The sequence below is a fragment of the Actinocorallia libanotica genome (assembly GCF_039525175.1).
GTDB lineage: Bacteria > Actinomycetota > Actinomycetes > Streptosporangiales > Streptosporangiaceae > Actinocorallia > Actinocorallia libanotica.
Genome location: NZ_BAAAHH010000060.1, coordinates 12,309 through 30,541, shown reverse-complemented (window position 1 = coordinate 30,541; position 18,233 = coordinate 12,309). Strand labels below are relative to the sequence as shown.

Below are 18,233 nucleotides of genomic sequence, written 5' to 3'. Positions count from 1 at the left end.
GCAGGTCGGGGGCCGTTTCGGCTGCTGTGGCGGCTGGTGGGTTCGAACCACCGTAGGCTGAGCCGGCAGATTTACAGACCTCCACCACAAGATCACCCGTGAACTTGTCACCTGCGCCTTTGCCTCTATCAAAACGATCGTTCGCACACGAGCCCGTGAATGGTCCGTGAGCCCCACAACCTGCCAGCGCATCGTCCCCGCAGGAGCTCTGTCCTGAAGCCCTAGGTCCTGTTCTTGGATCAAGTGCGGAGCCAGATGAACAGGGCGGTCACGGTGATGGTTCCGTGGTAGATGGTGGTGCGCTTGTCGTAGCGGGTGGCCACCGCACGGTGGTTTTTGAGCCGGTTGATGGCCCGCTCGACGGTGTTGCGAGTCTTGTAGTGCCCGGCGTCGAAGCCGGCGGGCCGTCCGCCTTTGCTGCCGCGTCTGCGCCGGTTGGCCCGCTGGTCCTTCGGCTCGGGGATAGTGTGCCGGATTCCGCGCCGTCGCAGGTAGGCGCGGTTGGCGCGCGAGAAGTAGGCCTTGTCCGCGGTCACCGCGTCCGGCCGGGAACGGGGCCGGACGGGCCCGCGGCGGGAGACGGCGATGGTGTCGAGGACGGGCTGGAACTGCGGGCTGTCACCCCGCTGGCCTGCGGTGAGCAGGAACATCAGCGGCCTGCACTTCCCGTCGGCGGCCAGATGGATCTTGGTGGAGAACCCGCCGCGGGAGCGCCCTAGATCTTCTCCCGCAGCAGCTCCTCGAGCCTGGCCGCCAACCCTGTCCGAATCTTCTCCGGGCGTTTCGTCCCCGCCCGATCCCCTTTTTGGCGGGGTGCTCCCGCGGCGTGCTGGTGGGCCCGCACGATGGTCGAGTCCACCGCCACCGCCCAGTCGATCCGGCCCTCGGCGTCCTGCCCGGCCTGCACCGCGGCCAGCAGCCGCTGCCACGTCCCGTCTTGCGACCAGCGGCGATGCCGTTTATAGACCGTCACCCAATGCCCGAACCGCTCGGGAAGATCACGCCACGGCACCCCGGTGCGGGCCCGGTAGAACACCCCGTTGATCACCTTGCAGTGATCGTTCCACCGGCCCCCGCGCACACCACCGACCGGCAGGAGCGGCCGCAGCAGCTCCCATTCCTCATTCGTCAGATCACCACGACCCACACACCAAGCGTGAACAATCACACGCCCGCTGTCAGCAGATCCACGAAACAGGTCCTAAGGGCAAGAGGCTGACGGCCCCAAGTCTTATCCTTGAGGCCGTCAGTTCGCTGATGACAGAGCCTCGGCCAGACCCAGTCTCCCTGAATTAGCTCGACTGGAGCGTCCAAGTCTCCGGCCGAAGCTGAAGGTGCTTTAGCCTACATTCTGTATCTGGCAGCATCGCTCTACGTCGAGCCCCTGTCTGTCCGGATGCCTGGAAGATTGATGTCACACTGGCGCTCCATATATCCGCCGGTGCGCGCCAGCGCCCCATCGAAGTCAGTCGAATCATCCAAAGAATGACCAGCTTCGAGTTCGAGGAGGTAGTCGAAGTCATTGCGAAGCGACTTCGGCCCTAGCTGAGACAGTTGCCGCAGCGCGTTGACGCGCTCGCCAGTCTCCCAGTGTCCTGAGCCCTCGATAGTGAATTTCTCGGCCACCGCGCAGAACTCAGCACTCGCAGGAGCGTTCTCCGCACCACAGGCCGCAGTGAACATCAGTACAATGGCGACCATTACTTTCTTACACATCGAGCGCTAGTTTGTGCTAGAGTTGATGGCCACGAGATCGTGCGAATCGAAATTCTGCGGCCAGATGTCATCGTCACGCATGCACGAGTTTTTGTCCGTGTCACCGCTCGCCGGCCGGTGTCCGATATCGCCGGTGTGGCCGAACTCGTGGCAGCCTAGGCTCTTCCAGGAGCCTTGACCATGCCCCGCCATACTGTGCTCGTTGAAGCGGATCCGGATGACATCGCAGCTCTGCCCGAGCCAGTTCAGATCCAGGCAGTCGGCCTTGCCCGCCCACGCTGTGTCGCCGTAATTGTAGTCGTACACCCGGATATCGTTTGTGCCCCAGTGGGTCGTGATGTCGCTACGTTCCAGTTGGGCTTTGCCGTGGTTCATGGCATCACTGCCATAGGTGGTGAGACTGTCCGGCGCCTCGATGTACTGGTTCTGGTTGTCCGGATCGACGCCATTGCCCCCGTGGCCGGCGTAGGCAGGGACTGGCCAGGCGAGGCCGACGAGAATGGTGGGAATCAGGAGGGAAGCGCGCTTGAAGGCCATGAATAATCCTTGAATGGGAGGATCTGACAGTTGTTATCTCGGGCCTTCTTCAAGCGGCTCGATCTTTCCGTCCCGAAGGTCCTGCTCTGCTTTTTCAATCTTCTCTTCCAGCTCGACCGGGGTGAGCTCCTTGATCTGGGTGAAGATTTCGGAGTCCGTGTCTGCCGTCGGAACCAGTTCCCCGGAATCGAGGCTCTTCGCGCTGTCTTGAGAAAGGGAGATACGTCCCTGAGAGTTCAAAAGCCGATATCCGCCCTTGGAGATCGGGGTGAGGAAGTAGTAACCGACGTCACCGACCTTGCTCCAGGTGACCCCTGAGTCCTGGATACCTGTGCCATCGGCGGTCCAGTAGCCCTCCTCCACGGAGATCTCCTTCGGCAGATCTCCGATCTTCGAGGTGAAGGCTTCGTCGATGGCGAGAGTGATCAAGCGCATTTGATCCCGGTCGCCACCCTCTCCCTCACCTTCCGGCGGCCCAATCCACCGGCCCACCTTGTTGGCCTCGGTCACGTGACCTCTCACGACGATATCGGCGGTCGCCGTCATCGTCTCGACGTCCTTGAAATAGAGGACCTCCCGGCCATCTGAAGTACTCTCCGGTTCCGGGTCTCGCTCAGGCAACTTCGCGCACCCGGCGAGCATCAGTGCGCCAATCAATGGAAATGCCACAAGTAGTTTGTGAGACAATGTCGATCGCCTATTCTTTGTCATTGCGCATCCATGGCATGGCGAAGTATTTCGCCTAGCTGACCGCAAGGTTAATATGATTAATTACCGTCGTCAAGATCAAACTTGTGAATCTTGAAGCACGCAGGGTAGTGGCATTCACATCAGCGAGCGTCTTTCATCCTTGGCGAGGGCGCTGGTCACGGCATGATTGCGGATTGAGGATTCACCTCTAAGGGACAGAGAAGCTCCTGGTAGACGGGTTGATCACCACAATCGGCTTGTCTCACCCCATGGCTCCGGCGTTCTGGTGTTATGGGTCTTGGTGTCCGTTTGAGGGGCCGAGGATGGCGAGGTAGCGTCGGGGGTTCGGGCGTGTTCGTGGTAGGTGACGTCTCGGATGTGGTGGAAGGCTTCGATGTGCCAGTGCCGGCGGATCCAGGTGGTGAGTTCGTCGGGTCAGGCCTAGAAGACCGCTGAAAATCTTGTTTGGAACTATCCGGCCGTGGGCCGGGCAGCCCCTTTTGTGGTCATGCGGTGGCCGCGGTGAGGGTCCATCCGCACCCTCCGACGCGAGGCAGCGATCGGTCCGCACGTCACCCAGCACGCCCCCCGGCTTCTGTGGAGCGCAGAAACCGGGGGATGGCTGCTTTTGGGGTTCGAGTACGTCGAGGGGCGGAGGGCTTCCTACGCACCCGGCAGCCCTAACCTGGACCTTCTCGCCGACGTCATCCACCTCCTCCAAGCCGCATCCGTTCCTCCCGCGCCTCTCCCCCCGATCGAGCGCCGATGGAGAGCGCTCGATGAAGACACCTCACCAATGGCTGGCCGTGCGCTGCTGCACTGCGACCTCAACCCCGGCAACGTCCTCATCACTCCGGACGGCAGAGCCGTCGTCGTGGACTGGGCGCTCACCAGCTTCGGAGCCCCCTGGGTAGAACTGGGCCTCCTGATCCCGTGGCTACTTCGCGACGGCATGGCCCCAACCCAGGCCGCGGAATGGCTGGAGCAGTTCCCCTCCTGGGCATCAGCGCCCGACCACCACATCGACCTCTTCTCCCGATGCCTCGCCGAACAGTGGCAGATCCAGGAGAAACGAAACCCGCAGGCATGGGTCGTCGAACTCGCCGACCTGACCAGCCGGTGGGAGCAGTACCTCGAGAGCAGAAATCAGCGGTAGCGGCGCCGATACCGAACCGCCCCGCCTTCCTCTCCGGTTCAGCCGCCGCTCGTGCACGGCACCTGGAAGAATGCGCTGACGATGACCACTCCCGACTCGGGCGGCCCCTATTGGTGCCCACCTCATCCCGTCGAAGCCGACCCCCTACCTCGCGACGGCCGTCGCAATTGCGGCTTCTGGGAAGCGATCCTGCGACGCCAGTGGGATCCGGCCCGCGGCCTGCCGTCAGCTGAGACCATCGCGGTCATCGACCGCATCGCCGCCCAGCCCAGCCATATCGCCGCCCTCGTCATCAACGCCCTGGACGAGTTGTGGGTCGGTGAGGGCAACGTGCCCGACCTGAACCACCTCGGATACCTGGCGGGTCAACCGGTCCGGCCCGGCTCGCCGATCACCTGGGACGAGGTTCCCGGCGTGACGGTCGGTCGCATCGTGGCCATCGGCACGGGCCGAACAGTCTCGGCGAGCCTGCTCGATCACGAACTCGGCCATGTCATCGAGCGCACGCGCCGGATGGCCGAGCAACCTGACTGGCAGATCATCATGCATCTCTGCCGCCCGCACTTCGCCTACGACCGCTGGCTCGATCCGCTGGAATGGTGGGCCGAGGGGTGGGCCTTGATCACCACCAACCAGCTCGACCGCCTGAACCGCATTCTCAACGGGCATCGAGAGGTCACCGAGATGGTGGCGCGCTACTATGTGCGCAGGTACGGCCTGGAGGTGATAACGGGATGACGCCCGCCAAAGCCGTGATTAAGAACGGCGAACTTCTCCTTCCCCACGAAGTGGGATGCGGTGCCGAACTGATCAGCCCGGACGACCCTCGGTATGAGGCCCTGTACGCGACCGCCTTCCACGACGAGAAAGACGACCGCGAGAAGAGCGCGGCCCTCCTCTCGGAGTGGCTCGCCAAATGGGCTCTCGAAGACCGCCGCACCGCCTGACCAAACGAGCCCTGCTGGGCCCTTCTGCACGAAGATCACCGTGCCGGAGGGCCCCTGGCATTTGACTGGTCGGTGCCACGTTGGGCATGATCCGTTTCGAGTCGGTTGCAGCTGTCGCTCCCGGTTCGGACGACTAGACGAGCGTGACGCAGATCACTAGAAGTCGTCTGTCACGTCTCTCGCCTCTGAAGCCCTTCTCCTTCGCAAGGACCACTGCACCCAACCGGGTCGCCGGTCTACGCACCGAAGGGCTCCAGATGGGACCGATAGTGATGCAGGCCACAAAACCTTCCATGGCCTGCTGCGTCACAGGCTTGGGCATTTCGATGCCTTCTTCCGGGCGAAACATCCCGTCTCTGACTGGGCGGGAGTCGACGTCCCGGAGGTCCATAGTGAACTGCTGCGCGTATCGACTGGGCACCCCGCCAGACTTGCCCACCACTGCCAGGACAACCGGCAGCAAGATGAGGATCAGCGATCTGATCCTGAAGGGCAAGAGCACCCGCCTGTCCTCGGCGGGCGCTGGCCGCGGCTTCGCGGCGGCCGGTCGGGACGCTGCGCTGGGCGGGTGGTGAGCATGGCGCAGCGTCGTCGTCGGGTACCCGGTGGGCGCCGGCATCAACACCTGGTCCGGTTCGATGACGCCGAGCAGACGATCGTCGCCGCGGCTGCGGCGGAGGCCGGGCTGACCGTTCCGCACTTCATCGCCGAGACCGTTCTACTGGCGGTCAGACGCCGGGACCGGTTGTCGATCGCCGACCGGCTGGCGCTGTCCGGACAGCTGGGAGCCCATCAAAGGTTGCTGCGGGCGTTGGGCAACAACATCAACCAGCTTGCCCGTACCGCCAACAGCACCGGCACTGTCCCTGCTGAGATCGCCCCGGCGCTGCGCGCGGTCGTGAACCTCGTCGATCGGATGGGTGCGTTCCTCGACGACCTGGAGGGCCTGGGGTGATCAATAAGATCATGAAGCGGGGTCACTCGATCGGCAGTTTGGTGGGCTACCTGTTCGGGCCGGGTAAGGCCAACGAGCACCGCGATCAGCGGATCATCGCCGCCGATGACGTCCTGGACCTGGCCGACGGCACCAGGCTGGACCAGCCCCACCACCAGGAGCGGATCCGCCGGCTGAGTGCGGATATGGACGCCCTGCGGCGGCTGGCTACTGTCGAACCTTTCCGCGGCTGGGTGTGGCACTGCGCGATCAGCCTGCCGCCCGACGAACGACTGACCGACACCCAATGGGCTGAGGCTGCCCGGATGGTGGTGCAGCGGCTGAAGTTCACCGACGACCCCGAGCAAGGACGGGCGGCATGCCGGTGGATCGCGGTCCACCACGGCCCCAGCAAAAGAGGCAACGACCACATCCACCTGGCGGTCAACCTGGTCCGCGAGGACGGCACGTTCGCCGACCCGGGCCGGGACAAGAAAGCCATGGCACGGATCTGCGGCGAGCTGGAGCGCCGGTTCGGGCTGTCGGTCGTGGAAGGCCGCGCATCGAGGGGGATGCCTACCATCAGCCGCGCCGAGCTCGCCCGCGTCGACTCCGGGCAGCGCGACGAACCCGACCGGCTCACTCTCGCCCGACACGTCCGCGCCGCCGAAGCATCCGCCCGCAACGAGGTCGAGTTCGTCTCCGAACTGCTCGCCGCCGGCCTTCTGGTGCAACCCCGCTACGGACCAGGCAAAGCCACGGTGACCGGCTACTCCGTCGCCCTGCCCGCACCGGAAGGCGGCAAGCCCGTCTGGTTCGGCGGCGGGAAACTCGCCCCAGACCTCACCCTCCCTTCACTGCGCACCAGCTGGCCCGCCACCGACCCCCGACACGCCGCCGACGCCTGGATTGCCGCTCACCAGCGCCGCAGCAGCCGCCCCGCGACGGCACCCCCGCCAAGGCTTCCCTCTTCGTCATGGGAGGCCGCTGCCGCACAGGTCACCGCCTTCACCCAGAGCCTCAAACAAGTACCGCCCACCGATGTCTCCACCTGGACGGACGCCGCTCGGGAGGCAGCAGGCCTATACGCGGTGCTGTGGCACCGCATCGAACGCGGGCCAGGACCCTTGGCCGTCACCGCCGACGGACTCGCCCGCGCCGGACAATCCCGCACCCGACCAACACGCCGCCGACGGCCCCTGCACAGCGTGGCGCACACCGCCCGGCACGCACCCATCGGACGATCCGAACGCAGCCGCAATGGATGGGTGCAGCTGATCCGCGCACTGATCGACCTGGTCTTCGCGATCATCGACGTACTGGAAGCGAGAGCTCAGCAGCGGCACGCCGCCGCACTCACCGCAGCCTCCAACGCCCAGCTCTCCCAAATCCAACGCCTCCCCTCAGCTCCGGACCCCGACCCCGAACTCGCCGAAGTCCGCGCCGCCGTCTCCTTCCTCAACGACATCTCCCCCCAAGACCTCCTACGACGCGGCAGCAATCCGAGCACCCATCGGCGCACCCCTGCGCCCCCGTCCCGCGAGCCCGACCGCGGAGTGGGCCGATGAACAGCCGACTTCTCGGGCATGCGGGGGCTTGCCCACCCTCTACCTGCATAGGCAATACCTTGCCTACCCCCATCCCGGCCTTGCCCAGGCCGGTGGGCAAGCTCTTGCCCAGCCGAGTCGGCAAAGGCTTGCCGACCACGGGTCTGCCTTTGCCGAGCGCTCCACCACCCCGGCAAGGGGCCACGCGGATCACCGCGCCGGCCCCGCCCCGGTTCCGCTGCGGTGTGTCACAAAGCCCTCGGAACGGCCTCGGGAGAAGCCGATGAGAAAGACCCGGAAACCTCCCATCCCGGCCAGCTCGATCCCGCCCGGCCACTTCCGGTTCGGCGACGGAACAGCCCGAGCCGTGGTCTGTCCCCACTGCCACCGCTGGCAGCCTCTCGACCGCTGGATCATCCGCCCCCACCCCAAACCCCCAGAAGACCCCGCCCTCACCCGGCGCTGCCCCGGAAGCAGCCAGCTCATCGAACGCGACCGCACCGTCCAACAACTCCACGACGACGGCCACGCCGCCGCAATCCTCGCCCGGCACCGCGCCACCCACGCAACCCCACCACCAGGAGAACGCCGACGACGAACACCACCTCCGGCTCTCCGGCCACCAGATCGGCAGGAAATCGCCTGATAAACGCAGCTGCCGGGACGACCGACGCGGTCTCCCGGCAGCTGCCAAGCGGCGTTCAGGCAGATTCGGTTTCGCCTGTGAGCTCGTACTGGAGCTCATAAAGGTGGCTGGCCTTCACCATGACCGTTGCCTCGATAGGACGTTCATCGTCGCTGTAGACGACGCGGAACGTCCGCAGGACGGGCAGGTCGCTGGGGAGTTCGAGCCTCCGGTACTGCTCCTGGGTGGGAACTCGTGCGGAGACCAGGTCGACGCTCTTGCGCGGCGGGTATCCCATGTCCTTCAGGAGGCGAGGAGTGCCACCCTTGATCTTTCGGTTCTCCATCATTGCCGTGCCACGAGCGAGCTCGATCGGGTAGTACGACGTGACGAGTTCGGCAGGCTCACCGTTGATCCGCAAGAGCTGAGAGCGCCGCACCGCGGTACCGCCGTCGGGAAGCCCGAGCGCGCCGGCGACTTCTCCGGGCGGTTGGACTTCGGCGACCTCAAGAAGTTCGATGGCTCCCGACTCACCCGGCCGAGGAACCTTGGTGAGCCAGACGTACGGCTGGCCAGGGGGCGCAGGCACGATCGTGATGGCGGGTTGGATGGTGCGTTGACGGTGTTCGCGAACGCTGACGTTCGCACCGGCCCTGCCAAGGAGCATCCCCTCGTCCTTAAGGACCTGCAAAGCCTTCTGGATCGTCGCGTTGGCCACGCCGAAGCGCTCCCGCAGTTGCTGCGTCGACGGCAGCGTCGAACCAGGAAGCAGTTCTCCGGAGAGGATCTCCTCCCTCAGGTCCGCCGCGATGCGCTGATGCAGCGGACGCGGATCGGCCGATCCTTCCTCGCTGACCTTCATGTTCATCCAACCTTGAGCTCGTAGCGCAGGCGTCCACCACGCGCTGGCATCGTCATGACGTCGACCTCGATCGGGCGTTCGTGTTCGTCGCGGATCAAGCGGGTCAGCACCAGGACCGGATCATGCTCGCCGAGGGAGAAGACCTCTCGGTCCTCATCCGTCGACGGCCTTGCCGTGACGTCCTCCTGGACGTGGCGGCCGACGTGACCAAGGCTCGCAAGCAGGGTGACCGCACCTCCCTTGATCTTGATCGGCTCCGCCAGGGCTGTCCCCGCCGCAATCGAGAGCGGATAGAAGGAGTCCGTGAGCTCGACAGGACGGTCGTCCAGATAGATGACCCGACGCCGGACGATGGCCCGTCCCCCTGGCTCTACACCCAGCAGGCTCGCGACTTCCGTCGGCGGATCGGTCTCACCGGCGAAGACGATGTGCTGCCTTCCGGTTCCGCCGCGAGCCGCGGCTTCCTGGGCCCAGGCATCGGCTTCCGTAGCGCTACGCGGAACCAGATACGGCATTGACGTGCTGGTCCATCCGCTCTTCACAGGCCTCTTCGCCTCTCCGTAAGGCAGATGCTCCTTACTGCTTTACACGATAGGCGATCAGGTCAACCTTGCTACTTTTCGCGAAAAGAAGTACGGTGAAGCCGGTAGCCGTGAACAACCGGGAATCACCCGGCAAGAAGGCGCCAGCCAACCGAAGACAGTCACCACCTGCATAACGATCGACACCGCACGGCCCGGGTTGACGAAGTACGAGGTCCCCGCGCCGGTGCCGATCAGCAGCTCCGCAGCCTCTGTGCTGCCCGTCCTTCACGGGACGCCCCGGTTCTGCCCTCTCGCTGCCGGGGTGTGGTCCGTGGCGGGCGGAGTGCGCAAAGCCGATCAGCCGGAGGTCTTCACATGCGTCACAACGGCCGCCCGATCATCCTCGCCAGCCGCCTCAACCCCGCCGACCTCGACCTGCGCGAGGGATGGCGGCCCCTGGTGGTCTGCACCGACTGCCACACCTGGCGGGTGATCAAGCGGAGCATGGTCGTCCCGCATCGCGCCGAGGACGGCAAGTCCCGCTGCCCGGGCAGCGCCCAGCGCATCCGCGTCGACATCACCGTTGAGGATTGGCGTCCCAAGGCCATCGAGGCCGTCCGGGACGCCGCCTCACGGCGCGGCACCAAGGTGCTCGTCCGCCCGAAGCCCAGCCCGCCCGCTGCGATCTCGCAGATGAGCGCGGCCCGGGCCAGGGAAGCCGAGCTGCTGCGCCGCTATCACCAGCAGCGTGCCGCCACGGTCTGACCGGCCTCGCACTTCCTCAGCCCCGTCCGGGTCTTCCGGGCGGGGCTTCTTCACGCCCAGAAACCCGAAGGAGTTCCTGCTCATGAACGGTGTGTTCCGCTTCAACGACGCCCACGACCGCGAGTCGGCCAGCGACGGGGTGAGCCGCTACGGCTACTACCTGCGTCAGCGGCAAGACCAGTTCGCCGACTGGGACGACCCCCAGGCCGTCACCGTCGACCCGGTGGTCTTCACCCAGCTGTCCTGGGAGATCGCCAACAGCCCCACCATGTCCCCGCCCTACCTCGACTGGCAGGCCGAGCGCGTCCAGTCCGTCACCTGCACCGGCAGCGAGTACGACGGCGCGCTCATCGCCCGCGTGCAGCTGGCGGTTCCCCGCCCCGCACAGCTGCGCAACCTGCGCGGCTTCCAGGAATGGAACCGCGGCAGCAGCTTCGCCAACCTCAGCGGCTACTACACGCCGCTGGACAACGACGTGGCCTACCGCCCGGCGATGCTCACCAGCACCACCCTGCTCTTCCACATCCCCGCCGCCCAGCTCCACACCCCCACCGACGCCCCCAAGGACCTGACGGTCCGCGACGCCAAGGCCGCCATCAAGCGCCTGGGCGCCCTCCTGGAGGAGCGCCTGGCCCCGGTGCTGAAGGCCCTGGACTGATGAAGATCCGCCTCACCGGCACCGAAACCGAGGTCGAACAGGCCGCCGAGCTGATCGGCGGCCTGTTCACCGTGTTGGAGACCTCCCGCCTCTACCCCCGCCGCGACAGCCAGCTCGTCTCCCTCTACATCGAGGCCGAGCTGCCCGACCGCACCGAAGGGCAGGTGAAGTGAGTGGCCGGCTACCAGCCCGCGCTACCCGACATCCCCCGCTACACCCACTGGGGCCAGGTCCCCGTCGGGCTGTTCACCAAGACCCAGCTCGCCCAGATGGAACCGCCCCGCAAGCCCGCCAAGAACACCGCTCCCGTCGGGCAGGTGCTCTACCACGGCAACTCCTACGCACCCCTGTACGCCCTGGCCGACACCATCCTCAAGAGGACAGCCAGCCCGGCGCAGAAGACCGTGCTGGAGCGAGCCCGCCGCCTGCAGTTCGTCTGCCGGTTCTGCTCAGGCCGCCAGCTGGACGAGTTCGGTGAGGCGGTGCCGTTGGGCAAGGGGCGCACCTGCAACCGCTGCGCGGCCGTGCGCCGCATCCACGACAAGCACCAGGAGGCCGCCGAGCAGGCCAAGCAGCTGCACGCACGGCTCACCGACCGCACCGCGGTCCTGCTGACCGCTGACGACGCCTTCCGGCCTCGTCAGCTCAGCCTCGCCCGTCCGCTCGACTTCAACTCGGTCCGTCAGGTGCTGACCGTCGATCTGGCCGTCCCCGGCGACCAGGACGCGGTTCCCGGCGCGCTGGAGCCGAACGAGGCGTTCACGCTGATCGGTCGCTGGCTCACCGAGTCCGCGACCGACGAACCGCTGCTCATCTGCTGGAGCAACGCTCACTCTCTGCGCTACAGGCTGCGTCGTCTGCTGGTGGCCGAGCTGCCTGACCCCGACGCCCATCCCGACCGCTGGAGCGCCGAAGCCCGCCAGGCCGCTCGGGTCCACGCCGCGACGTTGCAGGAACGAGCCGCCCGCTTCCCCTGGCTGGCCGAGGGCACCCGCAACGGATGGAGGAGCTTCCACGAGACCTACACCCGCTTCCGCGCCGAACCCTCCAACGCCGACGACGACCCCACCCGGTTCCAGTCCAGCTGGGACACTGACGCCTTCGACGCCGCCGCCACCGCCCCGGACAAGAACACCGTCCTGTGGACCCTGCTGGAAACCACCGCCCAGGGCCAGGGCGTCTCGTCCCGCGCTCCGTGGCTCCTGCACCCCGAAGCCCTCGACAAGGGCTGACCAAGACCCGCCGCACCATCACCGCGGCGCCGGCCAGGACATCGTCCTGGCCGAACGGCAAGACGGGCCCGGAGGAGTGTTCCAGCACTCCCACCGGGCCCTTGACCACCCACCACCTGCACGACCAGGGAGTGATGATCCATGTCCATCCTCGCGCACAACCCGCCCGAAAACGACCCCGCCCGCGGCGGCGGCAGCACCGGCGAGCCGACCCCCACCGGCTCCTGCTGGGACCCCAAGGGCAACCTCGACCACCTGCGCGGAGGCCGCAAGTGAACACCTGCTGCCCCGACTGCGGACGAGGCGGCACCTGGACCGGCCAGACCGGCCTGAGCACCGCCGACGTTCAGCAGCTCAACGACCGCTACCGCTGCGTCCTCGGCCACACCTGGCAGGTGACGCTGTGACCCGCATCCTGCACGCCGTCAGCCGCGTCCGCTGGGTCTGCGTCCTGTGCGGCAACTTCCACGCCACCGGGCCCTGCCCGCCCGGCCACCACACCACCGGCCACGTCCGGGAGGCAGCGCTGTGAGCAAGGCCAAGAAGCCGAAGACCAAGCCCGCCCCGAAACCGCCGTGCACCACCTGCGGCGGTAGCGGCCGGATCGGTGTGATCCGCACCTTCCACCCGATCACCGGCGCAGTGGCCACCAAGAAACCGATCCCCTGCACCACCTGCAAGTGACCTGCCTCGCGGCCTCGGGAGCAGCCCATCACGGCCTGCTCCCGAGGCCGCGCGTTTGCCATGTCCCCGCAGGACCTGATGGGAGAAAGCCGATGAACACGACCGCCCCCACCCCCGACCCGCCTCCCGAAGACATCCAGCACGGCCTGGCTCAAATCGAGCGGTACGTTGCCGCTCAGGCCCCGGACGCCGACGACGTCGGCGTCGAGTCGACCGAGCAGCCCGACGACGGCGAGACCCGGCGGGTGCGCGCGCTGCGCGCCCAGGTCGCCGAAGCCCGCCGCTTGGCCGAGCTCCAGAACGATGACACCCCGCTGTTGGTGGACACCCCCAAGGTCCGCAAACGCCGGATGAAGGCCGCCGAAGCCAAGCGGCTCTACCAGCTGTCCCAGGACCCGATGATGCGCGCCTGGCAGGACGCCCAGGTCCGGCGCATCGTGGTCACTGCCTTCATGGTCGCCCTCGTCCTGGCGCTGGGCTGGAGCACCGCCGGAGTCCAGGAGTTCGCCTCCGAGGACGCCGCCGACTACTCGCCCAAGTGGTGGTTCGCCTGGGTAGTGGAGCCGTTCGTCTCCCTGCCTCTGCTGGGCACCGTCGGCGCCCGCGCCTATCTGGCGGCCCAGGGACGTCCCCTGAAGAGCACCGTGCTCAACTGGGTCGAGGCCCTGTTCCTCCTCCTGAGTCTGGGCATGAACGCCTGGCCCTACACCCCGCTGGTGGCCGAGGAGTTCGTCTTCTCCACCCTGACGCTCCACATCATGGGACCGATCGTCGCGGCGGCCGTCGTGATGGTCCTGCCGATCATCCTCAAAGGCTTCTCCACCCCTGCTCCCCAACAGGGGGCTACTGACACCCCTACTACCCCGACGTACAGGCAAAACGCACCCGCTCCGCCGGAGATCAGTAGCCCCTCTACTCGGGTGGATGCGCAGGAGCTGATCGCCAAGGCCCGTCGGCTGATCGCCTCCGGTCGGCTGTCCACTGAGCCGTCGGCCACCGCGCTGCGCAAGGAACTGGGGTGCAGCACCGATAGCGCCCGTGCCGTCCGGGACGCACTGCGAGGTGGGTCCGCGTGAGCACCCCCACTAAGACCGCCCGCATCCTCGCCTCCGAGCTGATGGCCGTGCGTGGCGAGCTGACCCGTATCGACGCCAAGTGCGGCGCCTTGGTCGGCTTGGCCGGCGCCGGTCTCGCCTTCCTGATGCAGGCCTCCACCCAGCGCCTGGACCTAGCGGTGCGGGTGCTGGCGGTGGTCGCTGCGGTCTGCTGGGCGGGTGCGGCGCTGGTCCTGCTCGTCCGTGTCCTGCGCCCGCAACTCGGTTCCACCGGGTTCTGCCGGTGGGCCGACATGACACCCGGCGATATCTGCGGGGAGATCCTCGCGGCTCGCGAGGACACCCACGCCTCCCGCGAACTGGTCTTCCTGTCGACGCTCGCTCGCCGTAAGTACGCCGCGCTGCGCACAGCGGTCAACCTCCTGGCCGCCGGAGTGATCGTGGTGGCCGTCGCGGCCCTCGCAGGCTTGGCCATCTGACCCTTCTTCACCAGCAACTCCCTTACCTCTGGCCTGAAGGAGGCCTTGCAATGCTCAACGTGACGACCTTCATCAGCAAGCACACCGACCGCCGCGCCTTCGACGCGACTTCTCTGCGCCACAACGACCCGCGGGACCTGCTCCTGCGGATGACCGATCCCGCCGATCGAGTCCTCATGGCCGTCGGGCTCTGCACCCTGGCTATCGCCATGGTCAACGAGCCTGACGGGCCGCTGTTCTGGCTGACCCTCCTCAGCGGCCTGGTCGCCCCCGTCGCCTGCCGCTTCGGCACCCACGAGGCCATCACTCGGCGGGCGATCAAGGGCTCTCGGTGATGGTGGTGCACCTCCACGAGCCCGGCCGTCGGCAGCGGCCGGGCTCCGGCCACGACGAGCCCACCGTCTACGACGGTCTGCGAGCCGTCCTGCTGCTTCTGCTGACCGGCATAGACGCCCTACTCACGGCCTTGATAGGCATCCGCCCCCTGGCTCCTGCCCTATCCCGTCTCGGCCACGTCATCGCCGACGAGTACCGGGCAGGCCGACACGGTTACGTCGATGCCGAGGTCGTCGACGACCCCGAGTGCGAGGTGGAGCCCTGATGTCCAAGGACCGCAAGTTCTCCGAGCTGGCGAAGATCGAGTTCAAGGGCAAGCTGAGCGAGAACTTCAAAACCTACAGCGACCGCGGTGAACGCCTCGGCCGCCGCTTCGCCTTCGAGCTGGAGATGGCCGCCGGCGACTCGCGGGCAGCGATGGAGACCCTGCGCGGGCACCCGCTGCTGTTCGGCCTGGACGCCCGACTCAAGGCCCGCCGTGTGGCCAAGCGCCTTAACCGCGCCCAGGAGCTGGCGGCCGGAATGGCTTCCGAGGTCGCCAAGTTCCACCGCGCCTACAGCAAGCACTTCAGCCAGGCGGGCCACCGCCGAAAGCACTGACCACCCTCGCGGCGCCGCTCACCGATGTGGGCGGCGCCGCCCGCCGTCCCATGGCTTGGAAGGAGCTGATCACCGATGGCAGCAGGGTCCGGCGAGAGCCGCTTGGACGCGATGGGCGAGATCGAGTTCGACGGAGCGGTCGGCAAGAAGATCGCCCAGTACGGCAAGGTCACCCAGAGACTCGGCCACGACTTCGCTGCCGAGTTCGACGAGGCGGCTGCCCAGGCCAACCGGGCGATCCGCAAGCTCAAGGGCCACCCCCTGCTGCTGGGGGTGGACGTCTACCTGCGTGCCCGCTGGTGCACCCGTCACCTGCGCCGCGCCGCCGAGCTCGCCCGCGGTGTCTCGGCCGAGAGCGTGCGGTTCACGCTCCAGTATCGGCGCGAGTTCCTGGACATCCAGGACGCCGGCACCAAGCCCACCAAGGCCCGCAAGGCCTTCCCCTTCGCTGGAGAGGTCGATATCTGATGCTCAAGAAGACCAGTGAGGTCGTCCAGGCCGCCGGCCTCGGCCCGCTCATCGTGTCCATCTTCACCAAGCTGGGCGTTCTGGTGCCGCCGTGGCTGATGCTCGGCTTCCTCTTCGGCTTCTCCGCGCTCTCCCACGCCCTGTGGGGCAGCAGCCCGGCCGTCAGCTGGGCGGCGATGGCCGGGACCTTCGCCACCGTCATCCTCTCGGGACTGACCTGGCTGGTCTCCCACGCCCGCGGCCCCATCGGCCGCATCCACTCCACGCTCTCCACCGCGTGCGGCTGCCTGTGGTTCACCATCGCCACCATCACCGGAGTGACCGCCAAAGGCACGTTCTTCTTCTGGTTCTTCGGCGGCGTCACCCTCGCGCTGGGTTGGAACATCCGCGCGGTCATCCGCACGGGCCACCACGGCCAGGACGGCGGCCGCGGCCACGGGGACGCGCTGAAGGAGCTGTTCGACCGCAGCAAGGAGAACTTCGGCCTCAAGGGTGCCGAGGTCAAGACCAAGGAGGTCACCGAACACAAGATCAAGGCCGTGCTGGAGCTTCCGCCCGGGGAGAAGACCGCCGGGGATGTCGTCAAGCGCACCGAGTACATCGAGTCCGGGATGCACCTGCCGCCCGGCAGCGTCTCGGTCAACGGCGATGAGAACGACGCCGCCCGCGCGCACTTCACCATCACCGACCCGCGCGTGATGAAGAAGCCCATCGCCTGGCCCGGCCCGTCGGCGCCCGGCGAGTCTATCGCCCTGCCGCTGCGACTGGGCATCTACCAGGACAGCGAGATCGTGTGGCATCCGATCCTGGGCCACCACACCCAGATCATGGGCACGACCGGGTCCGGAAAGTCCATCGGTGGCTGCTGGAACTACCTGGGCGAGACCATCAGCCGCAAGGACGTCGCAGTGTTCGCGATCGACACCTCCAAGGGAGAGCAGACCCTCGGTCCGCTCAAGCCCGGCCTGCACCGCCTGGAGACCACCAAAGCCGGAGCTGTGAAGTTCCTGCGCGCCCTGCACGCCGAGATCCCCAAGCGCACCCAGTGGCTGACCGAGCACGGCTACACCAAGTGGGTCGAAGGCTGCGGCCTGCTGTACTGGGTCATCCACATCGAGGAGGCCGCCAAGTTCTGGGGCAACCTCTCCAGCAAGGACGAAGACCTGGCGCTGGAGGTGATGAAAGAGCTCCGCTCCGCCGGCGGCTCCATCAACAACAGCCTTCAGCGCTCCACCCACACCGAAATGCCGACCCTGGCCCGCGGCCAGCACAAGGCCTTCATGTGCTTCGGCGTCGCCAAGGAAGAAGACGCCGAATACGGCCTCTCCGACGCCCAGCAGGACGCCGAGGCCCGCCCGCACCTGTTCAAGCAGCCCGGCATGGCCTACCTCGATCATCCCCACCAGGACGGCACCCACCTGGGCATGCCGCTGCGCACCTGGGACTGGGCCCTGGGCTGCCCCGAAGGCGCACCCGAATCTGTCCGCGACCAGGCCGCCGTCCAGACCATGACCGACTACGCCGTCCAGTACCCGGCGCAGGCCAAGCCGATGGACGAGTTCACCGCCCGTTTGGCCGCCTTCCCTGCCAGCCAGCACGCCCCGGCGCTCCCGGTGACCGGTCGACCCGAGGCCCTTCCCACCCCGGCCGCCCACGACCTGGACGTCGTCAACGTCGAGCCCGAAGATGATGGAGACGACCTGGGCGAGCTGCTCGCCCAGGCGGCCGAGCTCATCATCACCACCCAGCACGCCTCTTCGGCGATGCTCTCGCGCAAGCTGCGCCTGCCGCACGCCGCCGCCGTCCAGCTCCTAGAGGCGCTGGAGATGAAGGGCGTCGTCGGCCCCCAGCCGGCCGAAGCAACCGAACCGCGTGAGGTCCTGGTCGACGCCGAAGACGCCGAGACCGTCATCGAAGGGCTGCGCGAGGACGGCCACCCGATCGCCGAGTACCTCCGCACCGACGACCCCGATCCCGAGGTCGTCGCCGGACCGTACGACGAGATCCGGGAACCGACTCTGGCGGAGGACACCTTCAACACCCTCACGTCCGAGCAGGCCGCCGAACGCAAGGCCGCCAAGCTCCCACCCGAGCAGGCCCGCGCCCTGGTCTACGCCTGGATCCACCAGCGCTCCCAGACCAAGCCGGTCTTCAACGCCTCCGACAGCGAGCTGAAGGAGGTCCGCACCCGGGCCGGGATGACCTCCCGCGGCTGGATCTACAAGGTCCTGTCCGACCTGGTCGCCCGCGGCGTCCTGGCCGAAGACAAGGACGGCCCCACCGCCCTGTACACCATCGTCGACCTCGAACCCCTCAACGAGGTCCTCACCCCAGCCTGACCGAACCCCACGGCCCGGATCGCACCCAGCGATCCGGGCCTTTCTCACACCGCATGCCCTTGCAGATGAAAGGACCAGC

26 protein-coding genes and 1 pseudogene are annotated in these 18,233 nt (G+C 66.9%); 21 read left to right on the top strand and 6 right to left on the bottom strand.

What is annotated here, in order from left to right; translation table 11 throughout:
• Positions 1 to 239: 239 nt before the first annotated feature.
• The 4 genes and pseudogenes from ABD140_RS37460 to ABD140_RS37445 all read right to left on the bottom strand — a co-directional run bounded on the left by ABD140_RS37460 (position 240) and on the right by ABD140_RS37445 (position 2,922).
• Positions 240 to 1,147: pseudogene (locus tag ABD140_RS37460) on the bottom strand (IS5 family transposase).
• Between the two features lie 224 nt (positions 1,148 to 1,371).
• A complete protein-coding gene (locus ABD140_RS37455; RefSeq protein ID WP_344247346.1) occupies positions 1,372 to 1,701 on the bottom strand; it encodes a hypothetical protein in 330 nt (109 codons plus the stop codon).
• A 21-nt stretch (positions 1,702 to 1,722) separates the two neighbouring features.
• Positions 1,723 to 2,253 carry a hypothetical protein gene (locus ABD140_RS37450; RefSeq protein ID WP_344247344.1) on the bottom strand — a complete coding sequence of 177 codons (531 nt, stop codon included), beginning with the start codon at positions 2,251 to 2,253 and terminating at the stop codon, positions 1,723 to 1,725.
• Positions 2,254 to 2,286: 33 nt separating this feature from the next.
• Entirely contained in the window at positions 2,287 to 2,922 is a 636-nt protein-coding gene (locus ABD140_RS37445; RefSeq protein ID WP_344247342.1) for a hypothetical protein, read from the bottom strand.
• A gap of 649 nt (positions 2,923 to 3,571) precedes the next feature.
• Here ABD140_RS37445 and ABD140_RS37440 point away from each other — a divergent pair.
• The 6 genes from ABD140_RS37440 to ABD140_RS37415 all read left to right on the top strand — a co-directional run bounded on the left by ABD140_RS37440 (position 3,572) and on the right by ABD140_RS37415 (position 8,173).
• Positions 3,572 to 4,099: a phosphotransferase family protein gene (locus ABD140_RS37440; protein WP_344247340.1), complete on the top strand. Its 528-nt coding sequence runs from the start codon at positions 3,572 to 3,574 to the stop codon at positions 4,097 to 4,099.
• A gap of 51 nt (positions 4,100 to 4,150) precedes the next feature.
• A complete protein-coding gene (locus ABD140_RS37435; protein ID WP_344247338.1) occupies positions 4,151 to 4,837 on the top strand; it encodes a hypothetical protein in 687 nt (228 codons plus the stop codon).
• Complete coding sequence (locus ABD140_RS37430; protein ID WP_344247336.1) at positions 4,834 to 5,046, top strand: hypothetical protein; 213 nt, start codon at positions 4,834 to 4,836, stop codon at positions 5,044 to 5,046. The genes ABD140_RS37435 and ABD140_RS37430 overlap by 4 nt, the downstream gene beginning before the upstream one ends.
• A gap of 577 nt (positions 5,047 to 5,623) precedes the next feature.
• Positions 5,624 to 6,001, top strand: a complete 378-nt coding sequence (gene mobC / locus ABD140_RS37425) for a plasmid mobilization relaxosome protein MobC (RefSeq protein WP_344247334.1) — start codon at positions 5,624 to 5,626, stop codon at positions 5,999 to 6,001.
• A gap of 11 nt (positions 6,002 to 6,012) precedes the next feature.
• A complete protein-coding gene (locus ABD140_RS37420) occupies positions 6,013 to 7,548 on the top strand; it encodes a relaxase/mobilization nuclease domain-containing protein (protein ID WP_344247332.1) in 1,536 nt (511 codons plus the stop codon).
• 262 nt (positions 7,549 to 7,810) lie between these two features.
• Positions 7,811 to 8,173 carry a hypothetical protein gene (locus ABD140_RS37415; protein ID WP_344247330.1) on the top strand — a complete coding sequence of 121 codons (363 nt, stop codon included), beginning with the start codon at positions 7,811 to 7,813 and terminating at the stop codon, positions 8,171 to 8,173.
• Between the two features lie 55 nt (positions 8,174 to 8,228).
• Here the strand turns inward: ABD140_RS37415 and ABD140_RS37410 are convergent, their stop codons facing one another.
• Both ABD140_RS37410 and ABD140_RS37405 read right to left on the bottom strand, forming a co-directional pair.
• Complete coding sequence (locus tag ABD140_RS37410; RefSeq protein ID WP_344247328.1) at positions 8,229 to 9,014, bottom strand: GntR family transcriptional regulator; 786 nt, start codon at positions 9,012 to 9,014, stop codon at positions 8,229 to 8,231.
• A 2-nt stretch (positions 9,015 to 9,016) separates the two neighbouring features.
• Positions 9,017 to 9,529: a UTRA domain-containing protein gene (locus ABD140_RS37405; protein ID WP_344247325.1), complete on the bottom strand. Its 513-nt coding sequence runs from the start codon at positions 9,527 to 9,529 to the stop codon at positions 9,017 to 9,019.
• A 384-nt stretch (positions 9,530 to 9,913) separates the two neighbouring features.
• Between ABD140_RS37405 and ABD140_RS37400 the strand changes: the two genes are divergently transcribed.
• From ABD140_RS37400 to ABD140_RS37330, 15 genes are all read left to right on the top strand, one after another.
• Entirely contained in the window at positions 9,914 to 10,303 is a 390-nt protein-coding gene (locus ABD140_RS37400; protein ID WP_344247324.1) for a hypothetical protein, read from the top strand.
• An 82-nt stretch (positions 10,304 to 10,385) separates the two neighbouring features.
• On the top strand, positions 10,386 to 10,961 hold the full coding sequence (locus ABD140_RS37395) for a hypothetical protein (protein WP_344247323.1): 576 nt from the start codon (positions 10,386 to 10,388) through the stop codon (positions 10,959 to 10,961).
• Positions 10,961 to 11,134 (top strand): hypothetical protein, encoded by a 174-nt coding sequence (locus ABD140_RS37390; protein ID WP_344247321.1) that lies wholly within the window; start codon positions 10,961 to 10,963, stop codon positions 11,132 to 11,134. Before ABD140_RS37395 ends, ABD140_RS37390 begins: the two co-directional genes overlap by 1 nt.
• Positions 11,135 to 12,193: a hypothetical protein gene (locus ABD140_RS37385; RefSeq protein ID WP_344247318.1), complete on the top strand. Its 1,059-nt coding sequence runs from the start codon at positions 11,135 to 11,137 to the stop codon at positions 12,191 to 12,193. It abuts the gene before it with no gap.
• Between the two features lie 141 nt (positions 12,194 to 12,334).
• Entirely contained in the window at positions 12,335 to 12,469 is a 135-nt protein-coding gene (locus tag ABD140_RS37380) for a hypothetical protein (RefSeq protein WP_344247316.1), read from the top strand.
• Complete coding sequence (locus ABD140_RS37375; RefSeq protein WP_344247314.1) at positions 12,466 to 12,600, top strand: hypothetical protein; 135 nt, start codon at positions 12,466 to 12,468, stop codon at positions 12,598 to 12,600. The genes ABD140_RS37380 and ABD140_RS37375 overlap by 4 nt, the downstream gene beginning before the upstream one ends.
• A complete protein-coding gene (locus tag ABD140_RS37370) occupies positions 12,597 to 12,725 on the top strand; it encodes a hypothetical protein (RefSeq protein ID WP_344247312.1) in 129 nt (42 codons plus the stop codon). Before ABD140_RS37375 ends, ABD140_RS37370 begins: the two co-directional genes overlap by 4 nt.
• Positions 12,722 to 12,877 (top strand): hypothetical protein, encoded by a 156-nt coding sequence (locus tag ABD140_RS37365; protein ID WP_344247310.1) that lies wholly within the window; start codon positions 12,722 to 12,724, stop codon positions 12,875 to 12,877. The genes ABD140_RS37370 and ABD140_RS37365 overlap by 4 nt, the downstream gene beginning before the upstream one ends.
• 92 nt (positions 12,878 to 12,969) lie before the next feature.
• Complete coding sequence (locus tag ABD140_RS37360; protein WP_344247308.1) at positions 12,970 to 13,953, top strand: hypothetical protein; 984 nt, start codon at positions 12,970 to 12,972, stop codon at positions 13,951 to 13,953.
• Complete coding sequence (locus ABD140_RS37355; RefSeq protein WP_344247306.1) at positions 13,950 to 14,411, top strand: Pycsar system effector family protein; 462 nt, start codon at positions 13,950 to 13,952, stop codon at positions 14,409 to 14,411. The genes ABD140_RS37360 and ABD140_RS37355 overlap by 4 nt, the downstream gene beginning before the upstream one ends.
• A 50-nt stretch (positions 14,412 to 14,461) precedes the next feature.
• On the top strand, positions 14,462 to 14,746 hold the full coding sequence (locus ABD140_RS37350) for a hypothetical protein (RefSeq protein WP_344247304.1): 285 nt from the start codon (positions 14,462 to 14,464) through the stop codon (positions 14,744 to 14,746).
• The gene (locus tag ABD140_RS37345) at positions 14,746 to 15,012 is read left to right on the top strand and encodes a hypothetical protein (RefSeq protein WP_344247302.1); all 267 of its coding nucleotides are present in this window, start codon (positions 14,746 to 14,748) and stop codon (positions 15,010 to 15,012) included. Before ABD140_RS37350 ends, ABD140_RS37345 begins: the two co-directional genes overlap by 1 nt.
• Complete coding sequence (locus ABD140_RS37340; RefSeq protein ID WP_344247300.1) at positions 15,012 to 15,347, top strand: hypothetical protein; 336 nt, start codon at positions 15,012 to 15,014, stop codon at positions 15,345 to 15,347. The genes ABD140_RS37345 and ABD140_RS37340 overlap by 1 nt, the downstream gene beginning before the upstream one ends.
• 75 nt (positions 15,348 to 15,422) lie before the next feature.
• Entirely contained in the window at positions 15,423 to 15,815 is a 393-nt protein-coding gene (locus ABD140_RS37335; RefSeq protein ID WP_344247298.1) for a hypothetical protein, read from the top strand.
• Positions 15,815 to 18,154 (top strand): DNA translocase FtsK, encoded by a 2,340-nt coding sequence (locus ABD140_RS37330; RefSeq protein ID WP_344247296.1) that lies wholly within the window; start codon positions 15,815 to 15,817, stop codon positions 18,152 to 18,154. Before ABD140_RS37335 ends, ABD140_RS37330 begins: the two co-directional genes overlap by 1 nt.
• Positions 18,155 to 18,233 lie beyond the last annotated feature (79 nt).

Excerpts from the sequence above, each read along its gene's own strand:
- mobC (WP_344247334.1), top strand. The coding sequence starts at position 5,624 with ATGGCGCAGCGTCGTCGTCGGGTACCCGGTGGGCGCCGGCATCAACAC.
- ABD140_RS37410 (WP_344247328.1), bottom strand. The coding sequence starts at position 9,014 with ATGAAGGTCAGCGAGGAAGGATCGGCCGATCCGCGTCCGCTGCATCAG.
- ABD140_RS37345 (WP_344247302.1), top strand. The coding sequence starts at position 14,746 with ATGGTGGTGCACCTCCACGAGCCCGGCCGTCGGCAGCGGCCGGGCTCC.
- ABD140_RS37420 (WP_344247332.1), top strand. The coding sequence starts at position 6,013 with ATGAAGCGGGGTCACTCGATCGGCAGTTTGGTGGGCTACCTGTTCGGG.
- ABD140_RS37390 (WP_344247321.1), top strand. The coding sequence starts at position 10,961 with ATGAAGATCCGCCTCACCGGCACCGAAACCGAGGTCGAACAGGCCGCC.
- ABD140_RS37360 (WP_344247308.1), top strand. The coding sequence starts at position 12,970 with ATGAACACGACCGCCCCCACCCCCGACCCGCCTCCCGAAGACATCCAG.
- ABD140_RS37400 (WP_344247324.1), top strand. The coding sequence starts at position 9,914 with ATGCGTCACAACGGCCGCCCGATCATCCTCGCCAGCCGCCTCAACCCC.
- ABD140_RS37380 (WP_344247316.1), top strand. The coding sequence starts at position 12,335 with ATGTCCATCCTCGCGCACAACCCGCCCGAAAACGACCCCGCCCGCGGC.
- ABD140_RS37415 (WP_344247330.1), top strand. The coding sequence starts at position 7,811 with ATGAGAAAGACCCGGAAACCTCCCATCCCGGCCAGCTCGATCCCGCCC.
- ABD140_RS37430 (WP_344247336.1), top strand. The coding sequence starts at position 4,834 with ATGACGCCCGCCAAAGCCGTGATTAAGAACGGCGAACTTCTCCTTCCC.
- ABD140_RS37405 (WP_344247325.1), bottom strand. The coding sequence starts at position 9,529 with ATGCCGTATCTGGTTCCGCGTAGCGCTACGGAAGCCGATGCCTGGGCC.
- ABD140_RS37350 (WP_344247304.1), top strand. The coding sequence starts at position 14,462 with ATGCTCAACGTGACGACCTTCATCAGCAAGCACACCGACCGCCGCGCC.
- ABD140_RS37340 (WP_344247300.1), top strand. The coding sequence starts at position 15,012 with ATGTCCAAGGACCGCAAGTTCTCCGAGCTGGCGAAGATCGAGTTCAAG.
- ABD140_RS37450 (WP_344247344.1), bottom strand. The coding sequence starts at position 2,253 with ATGGCCTTCAAGCGCGCTTCCCTCCTGATTCCCACCATTCTCGTCGGC.
- ABD140_RS37335 (WP_344247298.1), top strand. The coding sequence starts at position 15,423 with ATGGCAGCAGGGTCCGGCGAGAGCCGCTTGGACGCGATGGGCGAGATC.
- ABD140_RS37330 (WP_344247296.1), top strand. The coding sequence starts at position 15,815 with ATGCTCAAGAAGACCAGTGAGGTCGTCCAGGCCGCCGGCCTCGGCCCG.
- ABD140_RS37395 (WP_344247323.1), top strand. The coding sequence starts at position 10,386 with ATGAACGGTGTGTTCCGCTTCAACGACGCCCACGACCGCGAGTCGGCC.
- ABD140_RS37455 (WP_344247346.1), bottom strand. The coding sequence starts at position 1,701 with ATGGTCGCCATTGTACTGATGTTCACTGCGGCCTGTGGTGCGGAGAAC.